This is a genomic window from Vicinamibacterales bacterium (assembly GCA_035699745.1).
Taxonomy (GTDB): domain Bacteria; phylum Acidobacteriota; class Vicinamibacteria; order Vicinamibacterales; family 2-12-FULL-66-21; genus JAICSD01.
Window position 1 is genome coordinate 1 of the sequence record DASSPH010000092.1, and the last position, 26,065, is coordinate 26,065.

The following is a 26,065-nucleotide window of genomic DNA, read 5'->3' on the forward strand; positions in this document are numbered from 1 at the left end:
AATCGAGCGCTCGCCGCGCACGAAGGCCGAGGACGAAATGCAAGGTTGCGACAACGAGGTACATGACACCGAAGACAATCGAGAGAACAGGATGTGATGAATAACTGTTGACCGCCAGGGCGATAGCCAAGCATGTCCCGAGCAACGGGAGCAAGTCGCGCCACTGGAAATAGCGGATCGTCCAGAGTCGTCGACGGTACCACCAGTTGTAAAAGTGCACCGCTCCGCCTCCCTGACTGTGTGGTTGGTCAAAAAGGCGAATCCTAGCCTGAACCGGCTCTGGCCGTCCACCAGCCGTCGACCCATCGTTTCTGGAGCCTTGTTCATAAAGGGTCCAGCGATCAGGACAGTTTTCGTAGCAATGCAGTCAAGTCCCGGATACCCGCCCGAGCGAGCTTCTTCTTGCCGATACTTCGCGCAAACAGGAGTGCGAGCCGCCGCTCGTCGACGCCGGCGCTCTTGAAATCGAGTTCGAGTTGCCCGCGTTCATTTGCGGCAAGGCTCAAGAGCACCTCTGGATCCGCATCCAAGATGCTCGCGAGAACCTCGAAATCAACTTTCAGAGCTGAAAACGGGCGCCGTCGGCCGAGTTCTACGTCGCGGTAATAGACGACGCTTATGCGAAGGGCGCGAGCCACGCGCGATAGCGTCAGAGAGCGCCTTTCTCGACAGGATCGCAGGAGCGCGCCGAATGGACTGGCTCGCACTGCTGGAGAGTTTATGCTATTAGCTAAACGCTAACAACAGGATCTGACTGACCTCAATCCTTGTTGGTTCGCTCGTCTCACTGCTACATCAGGGTTCGAAAGTCCCTGGAGGGGGCCACGGAGGTAATCGGGCTCGACGCCCGACGGTGCCTCAGCTCGCTAGCGGGGACGTGCCAGACCACTCCGAGGCGTCTCCACCACGTCTCCAAAACCCCGGAGGATTTCCGAAAACTCAGGCGAACGCCAAAAAACGATAGAGCAGCCGCAAGTAGCAGGGATTCAAACGCTTAGCGCCAGAAGTCACGCGCCCTCACCGAGTTACGAGACCCCGTTGGACGCATTCGAATCCCTGCCTCACCGCCAACCTTCGCCCGCCTGACAGTTGACCGAGCTACGGTTGGCAAGCCAGCGAAAAGGTCTCTCGTGGCACCGCGCAGCACGCAGGCGGACTGTCTCAAGCCCTCGTACTGACGACGCCCGTCTCTACCAGGTCTCCAAACTCCTGTTTCGCCCCCGGTCCACGGACCGAGCAGAAGGTGTCTTCGGCGTACCGCGGAGGAGCTCCGCGGCTTCGTTGACGGTGAGGAACATCGTGAGCGGCAGGCAGGAACTCCAGGTCACGAATGTCTGCGCCGTTCGCCCAGCGTCATGCTAAAGATCGCGGTCGGATCGCCCTGCGGACTCACAGAGAGCGTCGATTGCAGCGTGAAGCGGACCACGAGCGTGTGAGCCGGGGGCGAGAAGGCAGAGAGGAGGCCATTGATGGGCAGCGGCGGTCTTGGCGCCGTTTCGAGCGGCATCAGCGAGACGCTCATCGGCTTGGTGATCCTGGTGGCGGTCGTCTTCGGTGTCTGGAAGGTGGCAAAACTGCTGTGGGCCGCATTCTCCGGCTGAGGGCCGCAGAATCCGGCCTGCCGGCATGCGCGCGAGGAGGTCGACGTGGATTACGTCGAGAGCTACTACTTCGCCATCGGATGGCCTGAGATCGCATTCGGCGTCGGGCTGCTCGCCTTCCTGCTACTCGGGATCTGGAAGCTCGCCAGGGTGGTGTGGGCAGCGTTCACAGGTTGAGAACCGCGCTCCTCCCCGCCGCGATCGCGAACCCCCCCCGCAAGGAACCCCGGCGCCACGACGCTCGTCTCACCCTGGGACGCATTGGTGTTGACAGTCGACACCAAGACTCGATAGTGTCGATTATCTACACCATGACGCGAACCCCCGACCTGCTTCCCGGCACGCTCGATCTGCTGATCCTGCGCACGCTGCAGAGAGATCCGCTGCACGGCTGGGCCGTCTCCGAGCGCATCCAGCAGATTTCCGAGGACGTCCTGCAGATCAATCAGGGCTCGCTCTATCCCGCCCTCCATCGCCTCGAGCACCAGGGCTGGATCGAGGCCGAGTGGAAGGTCTCGGAGCTGGGCCGCCGCGCCAAGTATTACCGCCTCACCGCGTCCGGACGCCGGCAGCTCGCCGTCGAGGCACGGGAATGGGAGCGCATGGCCAACGCCATCGGCCGCGTGATGAAGCTGGCATGACGGTCAACGACCTGAAACTGAGGCTGCGGGCGCTGCTCAGGCCCGACCGCGTCGAGCAGGAGCTCGACGAGGAGCTCGCCTTCCACATCGAGCGCGAGACCAGAAAACTGATCGACGCCGGCATGACGCCGCGAGAGGCGCGCGCCCGCGCGCAAGCGCGCTTCGGCTCGACGGCGCTCGCCGCCGATCGCTGCCGCGACGAGCGCGGCACCGCGCTCGTCGACGACACCCTCCGCGACGTTCAGTACGCATGGCGCACCTTCGCCAAGGCGCCGCTCGCCGCATTCACCATCGTCTTCACCGTGGCCGTCGGCCTTGGCGTGGTGGCGGCGGTGTTCACCGTCCTCAATTCGCTCCTCTTCCGCGTCGACCAGGTGCCCGGCGTCGGCGAGATGTACTCGGTCGAGCGGACCCAGGCGGCCGACGGTGTTCCCGCGCCGCCGAGCCGTGCGATGTTCGACGCGATGCGAGCCGACACGCATGTCTTCACAGACGCCTACGCCGCCGTTCCCGAGATCGATCTCCACGTCGACGGACGGAGGATGGCGGTCACGCTCGTCACCGGCAACTTCTTCCAGGTCGTCCGCGTGAATCCGGTGATGGGCCGCCCCCTCATGCCCGGCGACGATGCGCGTTCGGGCGGCAACCCGGTGATGGTGCTGAGCCACAAGGGGTGGGATCGGCATTTCAACCGCGACCCGAGCGTGCTGGGCCGGACGGTGCTCGTCAACGGCGCGCCGTTCGAGATCATCGGCATCACCGCCGCCGGATTCCGCGGCCTCGAAGTCGGCGGCCCGGACCTCTGGGCGCCGTTGTCGCAGCTGGGACAGTTCCGGCCGGCCGATCGCGGCCGCGAAGACAGTGCCGCCGTGGAGATTGTCGGCCGCTTGAGACCGGATATCTCGAAGGACACCGCGCGCGCGCAATTGGCCGCGTGGGACTCGAACCGGACGCCGGCCGCTGCCCCCCGCCGCTCTACGAACCTGGACCTGCTGCCGCGGCGCGGGACCATCCCGCAGCCGCTGGAGACGGTCGCCCTCTTCGCACCGCTGTTCGTCGCCTTCGGACTGATCCTGATGATCGGGTGCGCCAACGTCGCCAACCTGCTGCTGGCGAGGGGAGTGGCCCGGCAGCGGGAGATCGGCATTCGTCTTTCGCTCGGTGCATCGCGGCGGCGCATCGTCCGCCAGTTGATGACCGAGAGCGTGCTGCTGGCGCTGGCCGCCGCTGCCGGCGGCTACCTGATCTCGCGCCTCGCCCTTCAGGGCGCGGTGCACTGGGCGCTGCAGACGATGCCGGTCGACATCGGCGACGTCAACCTCGGTGTGCCGGCGGCGGACTGGCGGGTCGCGGTGTTTCTCGTGGCCGGCGCGGTGGCGGCCACCGGCTTCTTCGCGCTGATGCCGGCGCTGCACGCGACCGCGATCGACCCGGTGCGGACGCTGCGCGGGGAGCTGGTGAAAGACGCGCGGCCCGGACGGGCGCGCAACGCGCTGATCGGCGTGCAGGTGTTCGCGTCGGCGCTGCTGCTGATCGGCGCGGCGATCTTCCTGCGGAGCGCAATCGCCTCCGCTCGATTCGATCCGGGCCTGCGCACCGCCGACACGGTGATGATCGACATCGCCAGCGAGCCGAAGCGCGCGGCGATGGCCCAGGCGGTTGCGAACGACGCGACGATCACGGCCTACGCGGCCGTCAGGCCGCAGCTGCTCGCCCCGCTGCGCGTGGCCTTTGCCGACGCCGGCGCCGGCAAGGCACCGGTGGTGTTCAAATCGGTCTCGGGCCCGTACTTCGACGTGCTCGGCATCCCCATCGTGCGCGGCCGCGCGTTCACGTCATGGGAGCGCGACCAGCATCCGGTGGCGATCGTCTCCGAATCCGTGGCGCGGACGTTGTGGCCCGGCGGCAGCGGCGTGGGCGAGACGTTCCAGCTCGAACCGGACTCCGGCGTCCAACGCCACGCCGGGTTCCTGACGATCAATCCCGATGCGCCGGCCAACGATGCGCTGCCGCAGGCGCGGATGCTCACGGTGGTGGGGGTGGCGCGCGACGTGCCCGGATTCCGCATCACGGATGTCAAAGAGGCCGGCGTATTCCTTCCGACAGCCCTCGATGTCGCGAAGACGTCCGTCGTCGCCCGCGTGCAAGGTGACCCGAACCTGGCGCGGCAAGCGCTGCTCGAGCGCCTGACCAGAGTCGATCCGAACATGGGGATGATCATCACCATGCGCACGGTGGCGAGGCTCGAGACGTTCTTCCTGGAGATGGCGTTCTGGGTGTCCCTCATCCTGGGCGGACTCGCACTGCTGCTGACCGTATCGGGGTTGTTCAGCGTGCTGTCGTACCTGGTCGAGCAGCGGACCCGGGAGATCGGCGTACGGATGGCGCTCGGCGCCTCGGCGCACACGATCACCCGGCTGATGCTCGCCCAGACGGCGCGGCCGGTGACGGCCGGTCTGATTGCCGGGGCCGCGCTTGCCGCAGCGCTCGCGACGGCGGCGCTCGCGACACCGGCCGGCGCCCTGATCTCGAAGATCGTGCACGTCACCGATCCGGTGGCCTATCTCGCGAGTCTCGGCGTGATCGTGGCGGCGTGCCTCTCGGCGGCGTGGATTCCCGCTGCGCGCGCGGCGAAACTCGATCCCATGCGCACGCTGCGGCAGGAATAAGCCGCGTCGATAACGATCTCCACTGCACCACCCGCGCGGTGTACGATCCGTCGGTGCCCGTGAGTCTCCCAGTGCAGCTCGTCGATTCCACCGAACGCGAGACGCGTGCTGCCGCCGACACCCTCCTCCCGCACTGGGGACCGCTGCAGCGCACCATCCACCGGCTGTGCCGGCGATCGCGCGCGGCCAATACCGCCGTCGCGGCGATCGAGATGCGGCTGGGGCGCGAAGAGCTGCTCTCGCTGCCGCAATACATGGCGCTCTGCCCGACCGGGCAGTGCAACGCGCTCTGCGGATTCTGCTCGGTGACGACGAACCGCACCGGCATCATCAAGAAGCAGCTGCCGTTCGATGCGATCTCGCGCTTCACCGGTCCGGTCTCGCGCGTCATCCGCATGTACGGCCTCGAAGGCAACGGCGAGCCGACGCTGTACGACCGGTTCGACGAGCTGGCCGACGCTCTCCTGAGGAACGGCGCGACCGCGTATCTGATCACGAATGGCGACCGCCTGACGCCGGCCGGCATCGACGCACTGGTAGCGCGCGGACTCGATGCGGTGAACTTCTCCCTCAACGCCGCCAGCGGATCGACCCACCGGCGGATCATGAAGCTGCGCGACTTCGATCGCGTGCTGAGCAACATCCGCCGCTTCGTCGCGGCCCGCGGCACGAAGCCGCGGCCCAGCGTCTCGGTGTCGATGGTCGTCACGCGCGACAACGTGCACGAGGTCGTGCCGTTCCTGCGCCTCGCGGAAGAGGATCTCGGCGTCGATCGCGTGCTCGTGCGTCCGCTCTCCGAGATCGCGACCGAACACGGCGCGGTCGAGGATCTGCGTCCGCTGGTCCCCTTCGAGAGCGAGATCACCGACATGCTCGAAGGGGTGCGCGACTACCTCGCCTCGACTCCGCGCAGGGCGAGCATCGAGATCGTACCGGAGAACTTCCGCGCCGTCCGCCCGGACCCGCCGGGCGCGATTCCGATGCCCCCCGAGGACGTGCCGCGGCTGCCGGTGCCGCGCGGCGCCTACTGGCAGCCGGGCGATGGAACGACGGCGTCATGGACGTGGAACGCCGTCACCCTCACGCGCGCCGGCGACGGAGCGCCGCGGATCCTCGAGTCGGAAGCGCTGCCCGTCCCTCCCGAGACCGAGCTCCTGCTCCGCTGCACCGCGAATGTCAGGCGCGGCGAGTTGTGTCTGTTGGTCGGGCCGCCGCAGGGTCCCGCCATCGCCAGCATTCCGCTGCGCGGTGCCGGGACGTCAGAGGTGCGCGTGCACACGGGCGCGCACGCCGCGCTGTCGTTCTGGCTGGAGGCGGCAGGACCCGTCGACGCCCGGCTCGAGTTCGACCGCCTGCGCACGCCCGCTGCCGTGCCCGGCGCGCGCTTCACGGTTCCGCACCCCGGACGATGGGAAAGCACCAGCGCGGACGTTCGCGTCGACTGGACCGGCAGCACCGTGCAGCTCGCGGGCGCCGTCAAGCGCGGACCGTACCTGCTCAAAAGCTACTCGATCGCGTGTGTGCCGCATTCGCGCATCGAGCTGCCGCTCAGGTCCACCGTCACCCGCGGAGCTTTGGGTGTCGGCATTCTCTCAGGCGATCAACAGGGCTGGCTGACGACGAAGAGCCTTCCGGCGGGCGAGTGGAGCGGCGTCCTTCCGTTCGACACCGGCGAGAACGGCCGCGTCTACGTCGTGCTCTACGGAGAGCGGGACGGGGACCTCGCGGCGGCGGTCGACTGGAACACGAACATCGAGGCGACCCCGTCACGGCTCGAGCCGGCGTCGGGCGGCGCGGCACCGGCTGCGGCCGCTGCCCCGCACGCCGCGGACACCACGCCGCCGGCTTCTCGCTGGATCGAGCGCATGCGCACCGCGCTCCGAGGCGACGTGCGCTATTACTGCCAGAAGCCGTGGACCGATCTCCACAACTTCTCGGTCGACGGCCGGATGGACGTCTGCTGCATCGCGACCGGCGAGAGCCAGACCCGCTACGCGCTCGGGAACCTGATGACTCAGTCGTTCCAGGAAGTCTGGAATGGTCCGGTCGCGCGCGAGTTCAGGCGCACGGTGAACAGCAGCACGCCGCTGCCGCCGTGCCGCCGCTGTCCCATGGCGTACGCCTATCAAGGTCCGTTGTTCGATCCGTCGTGGACGGCGCGCCGGGTCGCGCAGTTCATCCGCGGCGGGCTGAGACGGCTGCCCTACGGCATTCGCGTATCGCCGATGGCGACGGCGGTGAGCGACAGACTCGTCTCTCACCTCCTGTTCCGCGGCTTCAAACGCTGACGGCCGCCGCGGCACGGCCGATCCGCGCCGATTTCATTGCTAGAGCAGCGGCCAGCGGCCCGCGGTGCCGGACGGCGGCACGGTCGCGCCAGTGACGGGACTCTCACCCGTCTTGTACGCGTTCACCGCGCGCAGCGCGTAGACGAACACGAGCAGGGCGACGATCGCGAAGAGCAGCGCGGCCGATCGCGCCGACGTCCACGAGATCACCCGCGCCGCGCCGAGCTCGAGGAAGAGCAGGCCGGTGATGCCGAGCTGACCGACCGTGGCCCACACCGTCACGCCGGCAGCAAAGGCGAACAGGCGAAGCGCGGCGGGCGGCGACGGCGTGCCGACCTTCAGCAGCCCGTAGACGGCAGGCGCGAGCGCGACGAGCGTGGCGAAGAACGTCGAGAGCGTCGCGTACGCCGTCCGCGCCGCATAGTGCGTCTGCGCCGGCAGCGCCGCGATGCCAAGCACCATGGCGAGCAGCGCGCCGCCGATGGCGAGGTTGGTGCTCCAGCTCTGAGGCGTCCACGCGGGGGTTCCGGCCAGCTGCGCGTTCGATTTCGCGCTGAACCCGGCAGCCACGCCGTAGAGCAGCACGATCGCTCCGGCGATCAACCCCAGGCTGGTGATCGCCCGCTCCGCAGCAGACGGCTGGATCTGGAGCAGCGTCAGCTCGCGCGACCGGATCGTCGGCGACGCATCGGCGCGCCCGGACGGCCGCGCCGTCATCACGAGCACGCCGCGCGCCGGAAGCCGATCGTCGCGAGCCAGGTCGAACGGTTTCACCGGCGTCAGCGTCAGCACGACGGCGGTCACCGGCGACTTCAGCGCCGCGCTCGCCGTCATCGTGCCGAGCGGTTGCCCGCGCCGATCGAGCATCGTTCCTTCGAACGCCGCCAGCGCTTCACCGCCGGAGTCGTTGCGCACGAGCACGGTCGCGGAGGCGCCGCTGGCGCCGACGTCCGAAAGCTCGATCGGCCCGCTGCCGGCGAAATCGACCGCGGCCGCAGCGGCTGCCGGCGGCGGCGCATCCTGCCGCCCCAGGCCCGGGCCGAGCATCTGCAGCCCGAACAGACCCGCGATCGCCGCGAAGACTATCCAGACGCCGCGCGGGAAGACAGGCATGCGTCAGTGCTCCTTCGGTGGAGGTGCTCGATCAGCGCCCGGAGATCCGGCATCACGCCGATCCGATCCGCCGCGGGCTCTTCACTCCGCGTATTCAACACCGTGTCGGCGAGCAGCGCCCGCATCTCCGCGGGCGTGAACATCGGGAGGCCGTCGCGGGCGCGCAGCGACTGCAGCAGCAGCGCGCACGCGGCGACGATCGGGCTGGCGCCCGACGTGCCGCCGAAGGCGGGCGTATACACGTTCGCCGCGTCGCCGATGCCGCCATCGCCGCAGGTGTCGATGTGCTCTCCCCACGCGAAACAGTCGACGCGCGAGCCGAAGTTGGAGAACCCGAGACGCCGGTGGGGATGGCGCGAGCTCGCGGCGCCGACCACGATCGCGCCGGAGTCGCGGAAATCCGCGCTGCCGCGCTTCAGCGCCTGGCGGCCGCTCGCGTCCTCGAATCGATCCAGATCGAACGACCCGTTCGCAGCCGCCTCGATGACGACGATGCCGCGGTCGACAGTGCTGCGGATGGCGTCGAAGACCAGCGCTTCCACTTCGACCGGCACGTAACTGCCTCCGCTGGTCGCGAACGTCGTCTGCGCTTCGAGCAGCAGGACGTCTCCTGGCGCCATTCCATCGGCCGCCGAGAGAATCGCCTCCGCGGTGCTGTAGGTGGACGGGGTCCTCCACTGCGACACGACCCGGACGGTGGACGCCGGCGCGATGCCGATGCAGCCGATTGCATTGTCCGTCGCGGCAACTTCGCCGAGCACGGCGGTGCCATGCCCGCGGTAATCGAGATTGATGCCCGAGATGACGTCCACCTTCGCGCCGGCCAGGTCCTCGTGATCGAGCGTCCATCCGCGCTCGAGATCCACGAAGCCGACCCCGGAACCGTCCACCTGCGCGATCGTCCAGGCGAACTGCGCGTCCACGCCTTCCGGCGCCGGACCGAGGTACCCCTGATTCGCGCTGCGCGGATCGTCGTCCGGCGAGACCGGCGGCGGGGTGGGGCCGCCTTCGCGATACGCCGTTTCGACCTCCGGGGCACGACGAAGTTCGCCGGCCACTGCCTCCGCTTCGACGTCCGCGGGAACATCGACAGCCACGTACCGCGCGGGGTCGAGCCCGGCGCCGCCGGGTGGCGGCGCGGCGCTCATGCGCGCCGCATCATGGCCGGTCGAGGCAGAGAAGTACGGCCGTATCGCCACCCCCGGATAGCGCTGCCGGATCGCGGACCAGACATTCGCGGCCGCAGATCCCAGAGGGGCTGCGCCAGGCTGCGCCGCCGCCTCTGGCCGCAGCTTCACCACTACCCGTTCGACGACGGCAGGCGTACGTGGATCCTGCTCGAGCGGCCGGCCGTTGACGATCGCCATGCGTGTGCGGTTTCCGTTCAGCTCATGGACTTGCCGCCGTGATCAGCAGCGCGAGCCCGGTGGAATCACGCTCGATCGCCGGCGGTCCGAGACCGGCGTCCGCACACAGACGACGAATGTCGCTGTCCGAACGTTCGATCAGCGTCCAGTTTGCCAGATACTCGAGCCAGACGCGGAATGGATTTCCCGCGGCCATGGTACGCGGGTAGACGGACGGGCCGCCGGATTTCGCAGCGGGACGACGGCGCCAACCTTGCACAGATGAGCCCGCGTGACGCGGATACGGCATCGCAAGCTCATCATCACCGTCATCGTCTGCCTCGCCATCGTCGCCGTCCTGCTCGCACTGGCGCAGGATCAACTGACGCTCAAGATCCAGTCGGCCCACGCCGCCGAGAGCCATGAGTTTCCGAGCTACGTCGCGGCCCTGCTCGGAGTGCACGCGACGGGCGGGAACCGGTACGCCGTTCTGACCAACGGGGATCAGATCTTCCCGTCGATGCTCGCCGCCGTGAACGGCGCGCAGCGGAGGGTCAGCTTCGAGACCTACATCTACAACGAGGGGACCGTCGGCAAGCAGTTCACGGACGCGTTCATCGCCGCCGCGAAACGCGGCGTCCAGGTGCAGCTCGTCATCGATGCGCTGGGCTCGAAGAAGATTCCGGGGGAGTGGCGCGAGGCGATGACCGCTGCCGGCGTGAAGTTCGGCCAGTTCGGCGAAGTGAAGTGGTATTCACTGGAGGAACTGAACTACCGCACGCACCGGAAGATCCTGACGGTGGACGGGCGCATCGGCTTCACCGGCGGCGTCGGGCTGGACGATCAGTGGCTCGGCCACGCGCAGGATCCGCAGCACTGGCGCGACACGATGGTGCGGTTCGAGGGTCCGGTGGCGCGGCTGATGGAAGGAGCGTTCCAGGAGAACTTCGTCGAGTCGCTGGGGCCGGTGACGCCGGTCGTCGATCCGCCGCCGCAGATTCCCGCCGAACCGCTCGACAGCGCGATGGTCCTTCGCAGCTCGCCGACGGGCGGCAGCAACGACCTGAAACGGCTGTACCTGATCACGATCGCCGCGGCGCGGCGCACCCTGGACATCTGCTCGCCGTACTTCCTCACCGACGAATCCACCGAGTGGGCGCTCGGCGAAGCGCGCCGCCGCGGCGTCCGCATCCGCATTCTCGTCGAGGGGGATCTGACCGACGCGAAGCCGGTGAAGTACGCCAGCCGCGACGCTTATCAGCGGCTGCTCGACCAGGGCATCGAAATCTACGAATACCAGCCGACGATGATGCACGTGAAGGCGACGATCGTGGATGGCGCCTGGAGCATGGTGGGGTCGGCGAACTTCGACAACCGGTCGCTGGAGCTGAACGACGAGATGAACGTGGCGGTCAGCGACCGCGAACTGGCGGCCCGATTGACGCAGGACTTCGAGCAGGATCTCCGCGCCGCGCGGCGGCTCGATCCGGCGGCGTGGCGGCAGCGCTCGCTGCTCGAGAAGGCGCGCGAGCACTTCTGGAGCTACTTCGGCGAAATCTTCTAGTCCGCGGCCGGTCTACAATCAGCGGATGTCGCTGCGCGTCCGGTTTGCCCCGTCGCCGACCGGCTATCTGCACGTCGGCGGGGCACGAACCGCGCTGTTCAACTGGCTGCTCGCCCGGCGTCACGGCGGCGTCTTCGTGCTGCGCATCGAAGACACCGACGCCGAGCGCTCCTCGTGGGAGATGGTGGCGGGCATCGTCGACGGGATGCGCTGGCTCGGGCTCGACTGGGACGAGGGGCCGGATGTCGGCGGGCCGCACGCGCCGTACTTTCAGTCACAGCGGCTGGACAAGTATCGCGAGCACGCGCATCTGCTGGTGCAGCGCGGACGCGCCTACTTCTGTTACTGCACGCCCGAGGAGCTGCAGAAGAAGCGCGCCGACGCGGAGGCTCGCGGCGACGCGTGGACCTACGATCGCGCGTGCGTGCGCCGCGACCCGGCCGACGCGGCGCGCCTCGACGCCGCCGGCGCGCCGAAGGCGGTCCGCTTCCACGTGCCGCCAGGGCGCACCGCGTTCTCCGACCAGGTCCATGGCGACATCGCGTTCGACAACGCGAACCTCGAAGACTTCGTGATCCTGCGATCCGACGGACAGCCCACCTACCACTTGTCCGTCGTCGTCGACGACATCGACATGGAGATCACGCACGTGATCCGCGGCGACGATCACATCTCGAATACGCCCAAGCAGATCCTGCTGTACGAGGCGTTCGGCAGGCCGGCGCCGAGCTTCGCGCACGTCCCGCTGATCATGGGGCCTGACAAGAAGCGGCTGAGCAAGCGGCACGGCGCCACCTCGGTGATGGAGTACCAGCGCCTCGGCTACCTCCCGGAGGCGATGGTCAACTTCCTGGCGCTGCTCGGATGGTCGCCGGGCGGCGACCGCGAGGTCCTGACGCGCGACGAGCTGAAGTCGCTGTTCACACTGGAAGGGATCAGCGGCGGGAACGCCGTCTTCAACCTCGAGAAGCTCGACTGGTTCAACCAGCAGCACATCGCGCGGCTGGCCAACGACGCGCTGCTCGCCGCCATGGCGCCGTACCTGCGGACCGCGGGTCTGTGGCGCGACGCGCTGCAGACGTCCGAACGGGACTGGCTGTTCCAGGTGTTCGATCTGCTGAAGCCGCGCGTCAAGAAGTTCGACCATCTGGTGGAGGAGATTCGCCCGTTCCTGGCCGCCGACGAGCACCTGGCGCCCGATCCGGCAGCCGCCGCCAGACATCTCACTGCGGAGGTTCGACCGGTGCTGGCGAAGCTCGCCGACAGGATCGAGCAGACGCCGCACCTCGACGCGGCCGCGGCCGAGGTGGCCGTCCGATCCACGGCAGAGCAGGCAGGAATGAAAGCGGGGCCACTCATCCATGCCACCCGGGTGGCATTGACCGGCCGAACGGTCAGCGCCAGCCTGTTCGACGTGCTCGCCATCCTCGGCTCCGCCCGTGTGGTGCGGCGGCTGCGGCAGGCCGCGACTTACACAGCAGGTGGTTAGCCTTACACAGCGCCCTCGCCGTCCGGATCGGAAGCCGTGTTCCTCTTCGAGCTAAGGAATTACTGATCCTGGCGTCTCCCGCCGGCCGACCTCAGGCGGTGGGCAGCCCGGCTGCCGGATCACGGAAACGGATCACCCTCTTTTGCCCCTCGGTTGCCGAACGTAAGTTCCATCCGCACAATCGGTTACGGGTAGCCACAGGCACATGCGTTGCAGTCGAGGCCCCCGACCCGGTGAACTCCACTCCGGGGAGGAGGGCAACGTGGCAAAGGAAGACCGCGGATTCGCGTCGATGGATCGAGCCAAGCAGCGCGAGATTGCCAGCAAGGGGGGCAAGGCAGCGCATCAGAAAGGTACCGCCCACGAGTGGACGAGCGAAGAGGCCCGCGATGCCGGCCGGAAGGGTGGCATCGCCAGCCATCAGCGCCGCCGCGAGCAGGCGGCGAACACCCCGGGCGGCGATCGCAGCACGGGCAACGACAACGTGACGAGTTTCGATTCGGGTCGCAGCACCTCCGACGAGATGCCGATCTCGGAGCGCGAAGAGCAGTAAAGAGCAGCGGGGGTCGCGCAGGCGCGCGATCCCGCACTCCATCCGGCGGGCTGTCGCTCGCTGCTGCCATCCGCTATCCGCTCACCGCCATCCGCCATTCTCTCGCCGCCATCGCTTACCGCTATCCGCTCGCCATCCGCTTACGGCTCGGTCGCCTGGAGCTGAGCTAGACTCGCTCCTGAATGACACCCGACGAGTTCGCCAGGGCCCGTCGCCTGCTGATGCGGCGCGATCCCGTGCTCGCCCCGGTCATCAAGCGGTACCGGGAGCGGTCGCTGCTGGATGCGCCGATCGTCGATCCCTTCTCGGCGCTGGTGCGGACGATTACCGCGCAGCAGATCTCGACCAAGGCGGCGGCGACGATTCACGGCCGGCTGGTCGCGCTGATGCCCGGCGGGGTGGCGACGCCGGAGGCGCTCCTTTCGATCTCCGACGAACAGCTGCGCACGGCCGGCCTGAGCCGCCAGAAGAGCATGTACCTGCGGGATCTCGGTGAGAAGGTCTCGTCCGGTGCGCTGCCGATCCACTCGCTGACACAGCTCACGGACGACCAGGTGATCGAGGCGATCGTCACGGTCAAGGGGCTCGGCCGCTGGTCGGCTGAGATGTTCCTGATGTTCCGTCTGCACCGCCCCGACGTTCTGCCGGTCGACGATCTCGGCATCGTCACCGCCATCCAGCGGTTGTATCGCCTGCGCAAGAAGCCGAAGCCCGATCGCATCCGCAAGATCGCCGAGCCCTGGCGCCCCTATCGCACCGTCGCGTGCTGGTACCTGTGGCGCAGTCTGGAGACGACCGGCACTTAGCGGCTACAATCGGCGCCCGGGCCATGCAGCTCTCACCTGGCGACCGCCTCGGGCCGTACGAAATCCTCGCCCCGATCGGGCAGGGAGGCATGGGGCAGGTCTACAAGGCCAGGGACACGCGGCTCGATCGCACGGTCGCGATCAAGATCCTGCCGCCGCTGCTCGCGTCGGATCGCCAGTTCCGCGACCGCTTCGATCGCGAAGCCCGCGCGATCTCGCAGCTCGACCATCCGCACATCTGCCCGCTGCACGACGTCGGGCAGCACGATGGCACCGCCTACCTCGTGATGCCATATCTGGATGGCGGGACGCTCGAACAGCGGCTCGAACGCGGCGCGCTTCCACCGGGCGACGCGGTTCCGATTGCGATCCAGATCGCCGAGGCGCTGGCGCGAGCGCACGGCGCCGGGATCGTCCATCGCGACCTGAAGCCCGCGAACATCATGCTCACCAAGTCGGGTGCGCGGCTGCTGGATTTCGGCCTCGCCAGAACCACCGGCGCGGCGCCGCTGCACACCACCGCTGTGACGCAGCCGGCGCGGCTCACCGGCGAGGGCACGATCATCGGCACGTTTCACTACATGGCGCCCGAGCAGATCGAAGGGGCGGAAGGGGACGCGCGCACGGACGTGTGGGGGTTCGGATGCGTGCTCTTCGAGATGCTGACCGGCACCCGCCCGTTCGACGGGAAGACCACAGCGAGCGTGCTCGCCAACATCCTCAACGCGCCGGTGCCGCCGGTTCGCGAACGGCATCCCCGCGTGAGCCGTGTCCTCGACCACGTAGTGCGGCGCTGTCTCGAGAAAGATCCTGACGCGAGATGGCAGTCGATGGCGGATGTGGCGCACGAGCTGCGCTGGGCGGCGACCGCGGAGGAACCGCTCGCGCAGCCGCGCGCGTCATGGTGGAAGCAGCCGGCCGTGTATGGTGCCGCGGTCCTGTTCGGCGCGGCGGGACTTGCCCTGTCGTGGATGGCGCGAGCGCCGGCAGCGCACGTCGATGCGCCATCGCTCAAGCTGGCGTTCGTCGCGCCGCCAGGCCTGACGTTGACGCCCTTCGGGTCGAACGGATATCCGCAATTCGCGCTCTCACCCGACGGATCGCGTCTCGCCTATGTCGCGAGCGCCTCGGGACGCGCGCCCTCGCTGTGGGTGCAGCGGCTGGATTCGCGCACGCCGCAGGAGATTCCCGGCAGCGCCGACGCGTCGGCGCCGTTCTGGTCGCCGGACAGCCAGTCGATCGCGTTCTTCAGCGAAGGCAGGCTTCGCCGCGCCGGGTTGGCGAGCGAGCAATCGCAGGTGCTCGCCACCACGGATGCGACGGGCGGAACATGGAGCGGAGACGTGATGCTGCTGGGGAGCGGCGTCGGTCCAATCCGCCGGGTGTCGGCCGCGGGAGGAGGATTGACCGCGGTGACGACCATCGAGCCCGGCGAGGTCGGCCACCGATGGCCGCAGTTCCTTCCGGACGGGAAGCATTTCATCTACTCCCTCGTACGCTCCGGCGGAGCGCGCATCGCCGCCCTCGATTCGAACACGTCGTCGGCGCTCATCGCGTCGGTGTCGACGGTGGTCCCGTTGGGGTCGTCGCATGTGCTGTTCGTGCCGCCGCAGTCGACGACGCTGCAGACGCAGCAACTGGACCTCGGGTCGCTGAAGCTGACCGGCGCGCCAGCCGACGCCGCTGAAAGCGTGCGCTATGTCGCCGGCGCGGGTTATCCGCCGGTGTCCGTGTCGAAGACCGGTCTGCTGGCGTACTGGGACGGCACCACGGTCGCGACGGCACTCACCTGGTACGATCGGACCGGCACGGCACTTTCGGGATTGCCCGCCCCCCGCGATCCTGCCACGTTCGAAATCTCGCCGGACGGCCGCCAACTCGTGTACCTACGCAACGCCGCGGAGGGCGGCGGCATCTGGTTGATGAACATGGCGGGGGTCACGTCACGGCTGCCGGTGTCGATGGCGGGCGCCGCACGGCCGATATGGTGGCGCGACGGCGCGTCCATCGCGTTCAGTTCCGCCGGCAGCGCGGGAATCACGGTCGGCAGACGGGCATTGAGCGGCGCCGGGGGGGAGCAGGTGCTCGGAACGGTCGCAGTTGCCGGGCTTGCCAACACCGGATCGGGAAACTTCTATGCGAACGACTGGACGCGCGACGGGCGGGCGGCACTGCTCAGCCTGACGCAGCTGGAAACCGGCCGGGACATTCTGGTCTTTTCCGCCGACAGCGGCCAGTCCACGCCGTTCGTGGAGGCGCCGGGCAGCCAGGTGCAGCCGCGATTCTCGCCGGATGAGCGCTGGGTGGCATACGCGTCGAACGAGACCGGGCGCTGGGAGGTGTTCGTCGAGAAGTTTCCGCTCGCGGGCGTGCACCAGCAGGTGTCGTACGGCGGCGGCGCCCAGCCGGTGTGGCGGCGCGACGGCAAGGAGCTCTTCTACAGCGCCCCGGACGGGAAGCTGATGGCGGTTGCGGTGACGCCGGGCGACCGTTGGGTTCCCGCCAATCCGCGGACGCTGTTCGCCACGCGGATGCGCGCCCTCTACCCGCCGTTTCCATACACGTTCGACGCCGCTCCGGACGGCCAGCGCTTCCTGGTCAAGGAGGTCAGGCCCGAGACCGGGGCGGTGATCAGCCTCATCACCAGCTGGCGGCCGCGCTAGCCATTACTTGGAATTACATAACCATTACGTATAATGGCGTAATGGCGGCTGCCAATCCGTTCGTCTACGGCGAAGTCGTCACCGCCGCCGCCTTCGCCGACCGCGACGAGGAGCGCGCCCGGCTGACCAGCGACCTGGCGGAAGGGCAGAAGGTCTTCCTGATTTCTCCCCGCCGCTACGGCAAGTCGTCGCTCATTCGCGACGTCATGAAGGGGCTCGCCGGGCGCGGCCTGCTCACCGCGGAGGTCACCGTCGCGGCCTCCAGCTCGTACGTCGGCTTCCTCGAAGCGTACGCGCGGGCGCTGCTGAGCGCGGAAACGCCGGCGGGCGCGCTGCGACGCTGGGCCGCGGAGCTGCTGAAGACGGTCCGTCCCGAGCTGCGCTTCGACGCGCAGCCGACAGGCGAGCCGCGGCTGTCGGTGACCTTTCCGGCCGTGCGCTCCGCCCGCGACACCGCCCGTCTGGCGGCGGAAGTGTTCGCGCTGCCGGCGAAGATCGCCGCCGCGCGCGGGCGGCGCATGGCGATCGCCCTCGACGAGTTCCAGACCATCGCCGCGTTCGACGGCACCACGGTCGAGCACGCGCTGCGCGCCGCGGTTCAGGAGCAGCGCTCGGTCGGCTACGTGTTCTCCGGATCCGAGCCGTCGCTGATGGAGCGGATGCTGACGCCCCGGCGCCCGTTCTACAAGGCCGGCCCGGTCGTGCGGCTCGGCAAGATCGACGAGCGCACCTTCGCGGAGTGGATCGAGACGCGGTTCGCCGCGAGCGGCATCCGTCCCGAGGACGGGCTCGGCGAGGCGATCGTCGATCTCGCCGAGAACGTCCCTTACGACGTGCAGCGCCTGGCGCACGAGACGTGGGACGACGTGAGGGCGGCGGGCCGGAGGAATGCGGGCCTGGAAGACCTGCACATGACGCTGGGACGGCTGCTCAACGAGCAGCACACGATGTTCGAGGAGTCGTGGCAGCGGCTGACGCTGGCGCAGCGGGCGGTGCTGCGGGCGATCGTGCTCGAGAACGGCCGCGAGCTGCTGTCGGCGGGCGTGCGTGCGCGCCACCGGCTGCCCGGTGCGTCGAGCGTGCAGTCGGCGCTCGCCGCGCTGGTCCGTCAGGACATCGTGATGAAGGACCAGGGGCGCTACCTGGTCAATGACTCGCTGTACCGCGAATGGATGGCGCGGCGGACGCTGTGACGGCCGCCGCGCCGACACACTCTACTTCCTCTTGAAGGTGAAGGTGGTTCCATCGCTGTCCCCGTCGGGATCGTGGTTGTTCCCGCGGTAGACATACAGCGCGTGTTCCACCCGCTGGATCGTGAAGGAAACGCCCGCCTGGCTTCCCCGGACGGCCGCAGCCACGGCGCATCGTCCTGCGGCGTCCGTGGCACAGTTCCGTGATTCGCCGGTGGACCACATGCCGACCACCCTGGCGTTGGCTACCGGTCGATGATCTCCATCGTGCACCACCAGGCTCACCTCCAGGACGGACCAGGGCCTCGTCGCCTGCGTACTGAGACCGTCGAGATCCCCGACGTGCATCGACGCAGGCAGGATGGTGATGGTGTCGGCGACGGTCGCCTGCTGCCCAACGCCGTCGACGACCGTCAGCACCACCGCGTAGCTGCCGGCCGCGCTGTAGGTGTGTTCCTGGATCGCCGTTGAATCGTACCGGTGGTGGCCGTCGCCGAAGCTCCACGAGGAATAGCGAAGGGCCCTGCCTTCCGGATCGGCCGACGCGGTGGCATCGAAAGTACACCGGGCAAAGTCGCAGGTTTTCGTAAACGACGCTACCGGCGGCTGGTTGATCGTCTGCACCGTGGCGCTCGCCGTCGCGGTGACGCCGCCGTAATCCGTGACCACGAGCAGCACGGTGAACGTGCCGGTCTTGTACGTGTGCGTCGCGGTGGGGCTGCCCGTCGGGTAAAAGCTCGACGCGCCGTCGCCGAACGTCCACTGATACGACGCGATCGGGCCGTCGGGATCAGCCGATCCTGACGCGTCGAACGTGCACGTGGCCGCCGCGCAGGTGACGGCGAACGCCGCCGTCGGCGGCGCGTTGGCCTCGATGCGCAGAGTGACGGCGCTCGTGAGGCCGTCGTTGTCGGTGACCCTGAGCGTGACGAGGTAGGTCCCGCCCGGCATGTACGTATGGCTGACGGTGGAACCGGCGCCGGTCGTGGCATCGCCGAATCCCCATGTGTAGCTCACGATCGCACCGTTCGGGTCGGCGGATCCGTGAGCGTCGAAATCGCACCGGGCCCCGTCGCACTGGTAGGTAAAGGAGGCGAGCGGCTGACCGGGCCGCGGCCCGTACCAGTCGGCGTTGCTGCCTTTTCCCAACAGCCCCGGGCTCGAGGCGGCCACATCTACCATGTAGAGCCCGTAGGCCGGGACGCAGTAGGTGTCCCCGTTGCAGCCGTTGAAGCAGCATCCTTCATAGCCGAACGGATTCGTCCCCTCGAAGAGCAGGCGGGTTCCATCCGGCGACCAGACCGGGTTGATCCCCGGCGTCGCCGCGGCAACGCGGACGATGGTTCCATCCTCATTTCTGATCGCGATCTCGTCACCTTGCCCGAAGCCGGCGGTTACGAACGCGATTCTCCCGTCGGCGGGCGCGAACACGGCGTTGCGGCCCGTCGTGGCGGTGAGCCTGACGAGCCCCGTGCCGTCAGCGTCGATCCGGCAGAGTTCGGCGTCGCAGTCGAATGCGATGCGGGTGCTGTCGGACGACCACGCCACCGTCCCGATGCCGCCGCCGGACGTGAGGCGGACGAGACTCGATCCGTCGGGGTCGATCGTGTACAGGTCGTTTCCGCCGTCTCGATTTCCAGCAATCGCGATCGCGCGTCCATCCGGTGACCAGGCGAACTGACCACCGAACACCATCGACGTCGTGAGGCGCCCGAGTCCCGAGCCGTCGTCGTTGACGCGATACAGCTCCGCCGTGCCGGTGCGATCGCTCACGAAGGCGATCGTCGAGCCGTCGGGCGACCAGGCAGGGGCCCAATCGAATGCCGTCGTGCCGGTCAGGTTTTGAACGCGCAGATCGGCGAGACCCACGACCTTGATGCCGGGATCCCAGGAGGGGCCGGCGAAGGCGATGCGTTCTCCGTCGGGCGACCATTTCGGCGCGGAGCCGGGGGACGCGACGACGGTGTCGATTCCATCGCGCCGGACCACGATGTCACAGACGTAGTCATAGTAGTTCCACGCGTCGAAGTAGCACGACTCGAAGGCGATTGGCTCGACGGGGTTCTGCGCGGTTTGTGCGGCGGCTCGTTCGCTCGACGCGATCGAAGCGCCGCCCGCCACCAGGGTGATTCCGATCAGCGTGCGAACCTTCATGTGCCGTCTCCTACACGAACGATCCACACGACTGGTGTGCCGCCCGAATCCATGCCGACGGCGACGCGCGTGCCGTCCGGCCGCACGTCGCTCAGCGCGTTGGCCGCGGCCCACCGCCCTTTGAACGGCAGCGCCAGCATGCCGGTGGACGCCGACCAGAAGTAGCCGGTGTTGGTGCCCCGCGATGACGTGCTCCCGCCGACGACCTCACCGCTGCCATTGATGTCGCGGGCCCAGCTGTCCTCGCCCCCGAGGGTGCCGAGATCGAGCGGCGGCGTGCCGCCGGCGGACCAGACCGTGGCGCGCTGGCAGCCGGTGCTGGACGCACACGGGAGCACGTCGACAACGCCCGCGAGGTCGCCGCCGCTGTTTGCGCCGTAGACGATGCCGGCGCGCGCGTCGAGCTGCTCGACGATCCACTCCGCGGCGACCTTCGTCCAGCGGACCGGTACGTAGCCTTGCGCAACGCTCGACGCGCCGCCGATGATCGTTCCGTCGCCGCTGACCGCGATCGCCGTGGCGAAACCTCCGGCGACGAGCGGTGGAAGATCTTCGCGGCAATGCCCCGGCGTCCATGACGCCGCGGTGCCGCCGCGCAGGGTGCCGACGACAGTCTGCGCCGCGCCGCTGATTCCATAGACCGCCACTGCGCCGAGGTCGGTGGCGCAGCCGAGCGGCGTCGCTTGACTCTGAGGATGCGGCCACAGGAGGGCGCGCGAGGTGGAAGCCGGAAAGTCGTTGCCCGCCACATCCCCTCGAGCGTTGACGCCCCTGGCGATCGCGCTCGTCGCGCCGGCCGGACGCAGAAGGGGCGTGAATGCCCACGACCCGTCGTTCTGCAGCGTCCACCTGACGGCGTGCAGAAGCCCCTGCCGATCCCACGCGTGGCCCGCGATGATCGTGCCCGCGTCGTTGACGGCCATGGCCTCGGCGCCGCGGCCGAACGACTTGAGCGACGTGATCGTGATCGTCACGTTCGGGCCCGGCGTGGCTGCGTTTCCAGCGTACGGGGACTGAAATCCCGCCGTTGCGAACACCGCGACCCAGCCGGCCGCGAACGCAAGTCTCCTGCTCATGTATCCTCCTGATCCGCGCATCCCAGGTAACGTAGTAGCCCGCCGCGGCGGAACGTGGCAGATTCAATCCCGGCGCGCGTCATTCGGACGTAGAATGAGCGCCGCTCCCACGGCGTCCGACAGACGTGACTTATGGTGATCACCGGTTCCGGCAGGGGAGCGGCTGGAGCTCCTTCAGCGCTTCTCGCTCCTGAGGAGCAGCGCGCCCTCGTCGAGCGCATTCGCGCCGGCGACGTGTCGGCAGAAGAGACCCTCGTTCGCATTTTCCGCGACCGGGTGGCGTTCTTCGCGATCGCGAGAACGCGCGATCCGGAGGCGGCGCGCGATCTGACGCAGGACGTGATGCTCGCGGTCGTCCGCGCCCTGCGCTCCGGCCAGTTGCGCGACGCGGACCGGCTCGGCGGCTTCGTCCACGGGACCGCACGCAACCTGATCAACGGCTACCTGCGAGATCGCAGCCGGCTCAAGGAGGATCCGATCGATGCGGCGCTCTCCGTGACCGGCACGTCCGAGGCCGCCGACAACGACCGCGAGCGCGCGACGCTGGTCCGGCGCGCATTGGGAGCGCTCTCGTCGATCGACCGGAAGATCCTGTGGCTGACGCTGGTGGAGGGTCTGAAGCCCGGGGAGATCGCCGCACGGCTCGGCCTGACGTCGGAGGCCGTACGCACGCGGAAGTCGCGCGCGGTGAAGAAAACGACGCAGCGCATCAAATTTCTGTCACGAACATGACCGAGAACGCTACTAGGTCTCCGGAGCGCGGCATGGACTGTGAGCGGGTCGGTCGCGAAGAGATCCTCGACAGCTACCTGCTCGGAAGGCTGAACGAGGCGGATGCCCACGCGTTCGAAGCGCACTGCTTCGAGTGCGTGCGCTGCTTCGAGGATCTCGAGGCGCTCACGGCGATTCAGCGGGAACTGCGGCGTTCCGGCGGGGACTCCGCATCGGACGCGAGAGTTCCGGTGCTGCGATGGGCTCCGGCGGCCGGATTGGCTGCCGCCGCCGTGCTCGCCGCGGGCGTGATGTTCTGGATGCGAGCGCCGGCGACGACGCCGGAACCGCCGGGCGCGCAGGTGTCTTCGGCGCGGGAGACTCCGGTCCGGACGCCGGCTCCAACCGGGCAGGCGGGTGTGCCCGATCCGTCGCTCGCACAGCTCGCTCGGGTCGAGCCGCCGCCATACGAGCCGGTGACGTTGCGCGGTGCGGCAGACGAAGCCACGGCACGGTTCCGCCGCGGCATGGACCACTATCGAAAGGGGGACTACGATCGGGCGATCGTCGACCTCCGCGACGCATCACAGCTGGACCCCGGCGCCGCCCACGTGCGTTTCTTCCTGGGTATCTGCCATCTCATGTCGGGACAGGACGGCGCCGCGGTCGAACAGCTCCGCGCAACTCTTGCGCTCGGCGACTCGGCCTATCTCGAGGAGGCGCATTGGTACCTCGCGAAGGCCTATCTGCGTCGCAAGGACGTCGGCGCCGCCCGCGCGCAGTTGACGGCGCTGGTGGCGCTTCGCGGAGCGCGCCGCGCAGAGGCGCAGCGGCTGCTCAGCGACATCGAGACGCTCGAGAAGTAATCCGATTGACGCGGTAACCCACCGGCCACCGACGAGCAGAGGAGAGAGCCATGAGACTCGCATCGATTCGTCGGCTGCTGGTGGTGTGCGCAACGCTGCTGATCGCGACCTCGGCCGGTCGCGCGCAGGAGACGACGGGAACGATCCTCGGCGGGCTGACGGACCAGACCGGAGGCGTGCTGCCGGGCGTCAAGGTGGTCATCACGAGCGTGGAGACCGGGCACGCGCGGCAGGTCGTCACCGACGGCGCGGGTCAGTACACCGCAAGCCTGCCGATCGGACGCTACGACATCAGCTTCGTGCTGCGTGAGTTCCAGCCCTTCACGGCACGCGGGATTTCGTTGCACGTGAACGATCGATTACAGGTCAACGGCAGGCTGACGATCGGCGCCATCGAAACCATGACCGTGACGGCGCAGCATCTCGTGCAGCCGACGTCTTCGGTTCGGCACTTGATTCAGCCTCAGGCGATTCAGCAGCTGCCGATCGCCACCCGCACGTTCGTCCAGCTGGTCACGCTGGTGCCCGGCGTATCGAGCGACCTGCGCGAAGAGGCCTGTTTCTGCGACCAGGGCAACCTCAACATCTCGATCAACGGCAGCCGCCGCAGCGCGGTGAACTGGCTGCTCGACGGCGCCTCGAACGTCAACGGCTGGAGCAACTACACGCTCGTGACCACGCCGTCGCTGGATGCGCTGAAGGAGGTCAACGTCATCACCAGCACCTATTCGGCCGAATGGGCCCGCAACGGCGGGGGCGTCGTGAACGCGGTCACCAAGTCGGGCACCAACAGGTTCTCCGGAAGCGCTTACTACTTCCTTCGCAACGACGCGCTGAACGCCAACTCCTTCTTCCGAAAATTGAGCGCGCGCCCGGAGATCAACGGCGCTGCGCCGCGCCTTCGCTACGGCAATTTCGGCTACACGCTCGGCGGGCCGGCGCTGCCGGCGCGGAAGAAGCTCTTCTTCTTCTTCTCGGAAGAGTGGCGCCGCAGCACGCGCGACCGGCGGACGAGTGCGGTGCAGGCCGTTCCCGATCCGGCATGGCTGACGGATCCGCGCAACTCGAACTATGTGCCGCCGGAGGCGCGCGACCCGAATGCGGTAAAGCTGCTGGCGCTGTGGCCCGCAGCGAACGTCCCCGGGACCAATCGCTATGAGGCCACGATCGTCAACGGGTTCGACACGCGGCAGGAGTTCGTGCGCGCGGACTACAACGTCAACACCGCCTGGTCGGTGACGGGGCGCTACCTGCGCGATCAGGTCGACGCGCGCGGAGAGTACGTGACCTCCCCGTCCCTCGCCGCCGGTCATCGCTACCAGGTCGGGCACCTCGGCGTGGCCGAGGTGCGCCGCGCGCAGGGGCGGGTGGTGCTCGAATCGTCCTACCAGTTGTCGCGGCACCGGCAGGTGCGCAAGGACCGCACCTACACGCGAGACAGCCTCGGGATCACGAGTTCCGAGATCTTTCCCGAGAACCTGACCAACGCGATACCGACGATTACCATCGTGGGTGTGGGTTCTCTGGGATCGCAGTCTCCTGCGGGTCCGCGTGAGTTCCTGAACCACACGGTCAGCGCCAATGCCGGCTGGCAACACGGAGCGCACACCCTGAAGGCCGGCGGGCTCATCGCGGTCGAGCACGTGGACTCCAATCTCGACATCAGACCGACGCAGGGCACATTCAGGTTCGCCGCCGGAGGCGGCTTCACCGCCTTTCAGAACTTCCTGCGCGGCAATTCCGGAGGCGCGTGCGGGAATGGCTGCACCTATTCCGAGACGGATATCGACGTCGTCAACCGGTTCCGATCGCGGCGCTACGAGGCGTACGTGCAGGACAACTGGCGGGTGCACCGGCAGGTGACGCTGGATGTCGGGCTCCGATACGCGTTCGCTCCGCCGATGACCGACGCCGGCGACATGCTCTTCACGTTCCTGCCGTCTGCGTACGACCGCAGCCAGGCGCCGGGCTTTGCCGATCCGGATGCCCTCTTCGTGCAGATCGGGACCGGAAACCTGTTCAACGGCATTCGCGTGGCGGGCAGGGACTCGCCGTTCGGGCGCGCGATCTATCCGGCGGACCGGAACAACCTGCAGCCGCGCGCCGGCGTGGCCTGGGATCCGACGGGTGGGGGAGCGCTGGTCGTGCGTGCCGGGTATGGTGTCTACTTCGACCAGACGCAGGTCGGGATCTTCGCACAGAACGTTCAGTCGCCGGGGGCGTTTCCAGCCGACGATCCCCTGAGCAGGAGCGTCTTTGTCTCGAACGCGGCCCTCTCGAACCCCGGCCGGGAGCCGATCCCGCCGCCTTTCGGCGTGTTAATACCGCAGCCGTACGCGACCAGCGATTCGTTCGTGTCGCCCCGATGGCAGCACTGGAACGCCGGGGTGCAGCGGCGCCTCTACTCGCGCGGGGCGATCGATCTCGGCTACGTCGGCGGGCGCGGCGATCATCTCGTTCGACACGTCGACATCAATCAGCCGCAGCCTTCGGACCAGGGTGGGCCGGCAAACCTCGTCCGTCCGTTCCGGGGCTACGACTCGATCTACATGCGGGAGACGACCGCAAGGAGCCGGTATCACGGATTCTTGTCCAGCTTCCGCCACGACGCCGGCCGGGCCGGGGCGGCAACCGCGAACTACACCTTCAGCCAGAACAAAGCGGACGCGACCTACGACAACTCGGAGATCGACAATCCCCAGAACAGGTTCGACAAGGACGCCGAGTTCGCACCGGCACTCACCGATCGCACCCACATCTTCACCGCCTCGTACGTCTACGCGTTGCCACTTGCCGGCTCGGGGAGCGCCGGCTGGAAAAGGCACGTGCTCCACGGCTGGCAGATCGCCGGCATCACCAGAATCGAGTCAGGCCCCGCGGTTCGACTGCAGGCCGCGAACTGCAATTTCGACGGATGGTGTATCTCCGGCCCGCTGCGGCCGAACGCGGCCGGGGATGCCGGCGCCGGCAACCAGGACGGCCTGCTCTGGTTCGATCCCGCGGCCTTCGTTCCGCCCGCGCCGCGGGAGTATGGCAACGCGCCGGTCGTGCCATTCCGGCTTCCTGGCCGCCACCAGTGGGACCTCGCGCTGTCGAAAACGTTCAGCCTGCCCGGCACCTCGCGCCTGCAGTTTCGGGCAGACGTGATCAACGCCTTCAATCGCACGCAGTTCCTCGACGTCAACACCTTCTGCCCGGGGACGACGACGTGCGATCCCAGGTCCGGTTTCGGGCAGGTCATGAGCGCGCGTCCACCGCGGGAAATTCAGCTCGGCCTCAGACTGGACTGGTGACGCTTTTCCGCCGCGGCGGCACTTCGGCGCGCCTGGTCGTCG

Annotated in this window: 20 protein-coding genes; 14 read left to right on the forward strand and 6 right to left on the reverse strand. The window is 68.2% G+C overall.

The window, feature by feature from the left end; translation table 11 throughout:
• Nucleotides 1-341: 341 nt before the first annotated feature.
• Complete coding sequence (locus VFK57_21640; GenBank protein ID HET7698334.1) at nucleotides 342-707, reverse strand: helix-turn-helix transcriptional regulator; 366 nt, start codon at nucleotides 705-707, stop codon at nucleotides 342-344.
• A gap of 762 nt (nucleotides 708-1,469) precedes the next feature.
• Between VFK57_21640 and VFK57_21645 the strand changes: the two genes are divergently transcribed.
• From VFK57_21645 to VFK57_21665, 5 genes are all read left to right on the forward strand, one after another.
• On the forward strand, nucleotides 1,470-1,601 hold the full coding sequence (locus VFK57_21645; protein HET7698335.1) for a hypothetical protein: 132 nt from the start codon (nucleotides 1,470-1,472) through the stop codon (nucleotides 1,599-1,601).
• 45 nt (nucleotides 1,602-1,646) lie between these two features.
• Nucleotides 1,647-1,778: a hypothetical protein gene (locus tag VFK57_21650; GenBank protein HET7698336.1), complete on the forward strand. Its 132-nt coding sequence runs from the start codon at nucleotides 1,647-1,649 to the stop codon at nucleotides 1,776-1,778.
• Nucleotides 1,779-1,912: 134 nt separating this feature from the next.
• Nucleotides 1,913-2,242, forward strand: a complete 330-nt coding sequence (locus tag VFK57_21655; protein HET7698337.1) for a PadR family transcriptional regulator — start codon at nucleotides 1,913-1,915, stop codon at nucleotides 2,240-2,242.
• Entirely contained in the window at nucleotides 2,239-4,911 is a 2,673-nt protein-coding gene (locus VFK57_21660; protein HET7698338.1) for an ABC transporter permease, read from the forward strand. Before VFK57_21655 ends, VFK57_21660 begins: the two co-directional genes overlap by 4 nt.
• A gap of 59 nt (nucleotides 4,912-4,970) precedes the next feature.
• Complete coding sequence (locus tag VFK57_21665; GenBank protein HET7698339.1) at nucleotides 4,971-7,199, forward strand: radical SAM/SPASM domain-containing protein; 2,229 nt, start codon at nucleotides 4,971-4,973, stop codon at nucleotides 7,197-7,199.
• Between the two features lie 39 nt (nucleotides 7,200-7,238).
• Here VFK57_21665 and VFK57_21670 read toward each other — a convergent pair whose 3' ends face one another.
• The 3 genes from VFK57_21670 to VFK57_21680 are packed head-to-tail and all read right to left on the reverse strand — an operon-like array spanning nucleotide 7,239 to nucleotide 9,968.
• On the reverse strand, nucleotides 7,239-8,312 hold the full coding sequence (locus VFK57_21670) for a hypothetical protein (protein ID HET7698340.1): 1,074 nt from the start codon (nucleotides 8,310-8,312) through the stop codon (nucleotides 7,239-7,241).
• Nucleotides 8,282-9,679 (reverse strand): S8 family peptidase, encoded by a 1,398-nt coding sequence (locus VFK57_21675; protein ID HET7698341.1) that lies wholly within the window; start codon nucleotides 9,677-9,679, stop codon nucleotides 8,282-8,284. The genes VFK57_21670 and VFK57_21675 overlap by 31 nt, the downstream gene beginning before the upstream one ends.
• Nucleotides 9,680-9,701: 22 nt before the next feature.
• Entirely contained in the window at nucleotides 9,702-9,968 is a 267-nt protein-coding gene (locus VFK57_21680) for a hypothetical protein (GenBank protein ID HET7698342.1), read from the reverse strand.
• Here VFK57_21680 and VFK57_21685 point away from each other — a divergent pair.
• The 6 genes from VFK57_21685 to VFK57_21710 all read left to right on the forward strand — a co-directional run bounded on the left by VFK57_21685 (nucleotide 9,951) and on the right by VFK57_21710 (nucleotide 17,926).
• Nucleotides 9,951-11,222, forward strand: coding sequence for a phospholipase D-like domain-containing protein (locus tag VFK57_21685; protein HET7698343.1), 1,272 nt, complete (start codon nucleotides 9,951-9,953; stop codon nucleotides 11,220-11,222). The genes VFK57_21680 and VFK57_21685 overlap by 18 nt on opposite strands.
• A gap of 25 nt (nucleotides 11,223-11,247) precedes the next feature.
• Nucleotides 11,248-12,711, forward strand: coding sequence for a glutamate--tRNA ligase (gene gltX, locus VFK57_21690; protein HET7698344.1), 1,464 nt, complete (start codon nucleotides 11,248-11,250; stop codon nucleotides 12,709-12,711).
• A 262-nt stretch (nucleotides 12,712-12,973) separates the two neighbouring features.
• The gene (locus VFK57_21695; GenBank protein ID HET7698345.1) at nucleotides 12,974-13,264 is read left to right on the forward strand and encodes a KGG domain-containing protein; all 291 of its coding nucleotides are present in this window, start codon (nucleotides 12,974-12,976) and stop codon (nucleotides 13,262-13,264) included.
• A 182-nt stretch (nucleotides 13,265-13,446) separates the two neighbouring features.
• Entirely contained in the window at nucleotides 13,447-14,070 is a 624-nt protein-coding gene (locus VFK57_21700; GenBank protein ID HET7698346.1) for a DNA-3-methyladenine glycosylase, read from the forward strand.
• Nucleotides 14,071-14,093: 23 nt separating this feature from the next.
• Entirely contained in the window at nucleotides 14,094-16,733 is a 2,640-nt protein-coding gene (locus VFK57_21705) for a protein kinase (GenBank protein HET7698347.1), read from the forward strand.
• A gap of 41 nt (nucleotides 16,734-16,774) precedes the next feature.
• Nucleotides 16,775-17,926 (forward strand): hypothetical protein, encoded by a 1,152-nt coding sequence (locus tag VFK57_21710; protein HET7698348.1) that lies wholly within the window; start codon nucleotides 16,775-16,777, stop codon nucleotides 17,924-17,926.
• A 21-nt stretch (nucleotides 17,927-17,947) separates the two neighbouring features.
• Here VFK57_21710 and VFK57_21715 read toward each other — a convergent pair whose 3' ends face one another.
• Both VFK57_21715 and VFK57_21720 read right to left on the reverse strand, forming a co-directional pair.
• Nucleotides 17,948-20,077, reverse strand: coding sequence for a PKD domain-containing protein (locus tag VFK57_21715; GenBank protein HET7698349.1), 2,130 nt, complete (start codon nucleotides 20,075-20,077; stop codon nucleotides 17,948-17,950).
• Complete coding sequence (locus tag VFK57_21720) at nucleotides 20,074-21,153, reverse strand: hypothetical protein (GenBank protein ID HET7698350.1); 1,080 nt, start codon at nucleotides 21,151-21,153, stop codon at nucleotides 20,074-20,076. The genes VFK57_21715 and VFK57_21720 overlap by 4 nt, the downstream gene beginning before the upstream one ends.
• A 132-nt stretch (nucleotides 21,154-21,285) precedes the next feature.
• Here VFK57_21720 and VFK57_21725 point away from each other — a divergent pair, with 132 nt between their 5' ends.
• The 3 genes from VFK57_21725 to VFK57_21735 are packed head-to-tail and all read left to right on the forward strand — an operon-like array spanning nucleotide 21,286 to nucleotide 26,023.
• Nucleotides 21,286-21,885, forward strand: a complete 600-nt coding sequence (locus tag VFK57_21725) for a sigma-70 family RNA polymerase sigma factor (protein ID HET7698351.1) — start codon at nucleotides 21,286-21,288, stop codon at nucleotides 21,883-21,885.
• A gap of 32 nt (nucleotides 21,886-21,917) precedes the next feature.
• Nucleotides 21,918-22,730 (forward strand): tetratricopeptide repeat protein, encoded by an 813-nt coding sequence (locus VFK57_21730; protein ID HET7698352.1) that lies wholly within the window; start codon nucleotides 21,918-21,920, stop codon nucleotides 22,728-22,730.
• Between the two features lie 50 nt (nucleotides 22,731-22,780).
• The gene (locus tag VFK57_21735; GenBank protein HET7698353.1) at nucleotides 22,781-26,023 is read left to right on the forward strand and encodes a TonB-dependent receptor; all 3,243 of its coding nucleotides are present in this window, start codon (nucleotides 22,781-22,783) and stop codon (nucleotides 26,021-26,023) included.
• Nucleotides 26,024-26,065 lie beyond the last annotated feature (42 nt).

What these genes read in the sequence shown, in the direction of transcription:
- VFK57_21645 (HET7698335.1), top strand. Translation starts at nt 1,470, where the DNA reads ATGGGCAGCGGCGGTCTTGGCGCCGTTTCGAGCGGCATCAGCGAGACG.
- VFK57_21710 (HET7698348.1), top strand. Translation starts at nt 16,775, where the DNA reads ATGGCGGCTGCCAATCCGTTCGTCTACGGCGAAGTCGTCACCGCCGCC.
- VFK57_21715 (HET7698349.1), bottom strand. Translation starts at nt 20,077, where the DNA reads ATGAAGGTTCGCACGCTGATCGGAATCACCCTGGTGGCGGGCGGCGCT.
- VFK57_21720 (HET7698350.1), bottom strand. Translation starts at nt 21,153, where the DNA reads ATGAGCAGGAGACTTGCGTTCGCGGCCGGCTGGGTCGCGGTGTTCGCA.
- VFK57_21675 (HET7698341.1), bottom strand. Translation starts at nt 9,679, where the DNA reads ATGGCGATCGTCAACGGCCGGCCGCTCGAGCAGGATCCACGTACGCCT.
- VFK57_21660 (HET7698338.1), top strand. Translation starts at nt 2,239, where the DNA reads ATGACGGTCAACGACCTGAAACTGAGGCTGCGGGCGCTGCTCAGGCCC.
- VFK57_21670 (HET7698340.1), bottom strand. Translation starts at nt 8,312, where the DNA reads ATGCCTGTCTTCCCGCGCGGCGTCTGGATAGTCTTCGCGGCGATCGCG.
- VFK57_21730 (HET7698352.1), top strand. Translation starts at nt 21,918, where the DNA reads ATGGACTGTGAGCGGGTCGGTCGCGAAGAGATCCTCGACAGCTACCTG.
- VFK57_21725 (HET7698351.1), top strand. Translation starts at nt 21,286, where the DNA reads ATGGTGATCACCGGTTCCGGCAGGGGAGCGGCTGGAGCTCCTTCAGCG.
- VFK57_21655 (HET7698337.1), top strand. Translation starts at nt 1,913, where the DNA reads ATGACGCGAACCCCCGACCTGCTTCCCGGCACGCTCGATCTGCTGATC.
- VFK57_21735 (HET7698353.1), top strand. Translation starts at nt 22,781, where the DNA reads ATGAGACTCGCATCGATTCGTCGGCTGCTGGTGGTGTGCGCAACGCTG.
- VFK57_21705 (HET7698347.1), top strand. Translation starts at nt 14,094, where the DNA reads ATGCAGCTCTCACCTGGCGACCGCCTCGGGCCGTACGAAATCCTCGCC.
- VFK57_21680 (HET7698342.1), bottom strand. Translation starts at nt 9,968, where the DNA reads ATGCCGTATCCGCGTCACGCGGGCTCATCTGTGCAAGGTTGGCGCCGT.
- VFK57_21700 (HET7698346.1), top strand. Translation starts at nt 13,447, where the DNA reads ATGACACCCGACGAGTTCGCCAGGGCCCGTCGCCTGCTGATGCGGCGC.
- gltX (HET7698344.1), top strand. Translation starts at nt 11,248, where the DNA reads ATGTCGCTGCGCGTCCGGTTTGCCCCGTCGCCGACCGGCTATCTGCAC.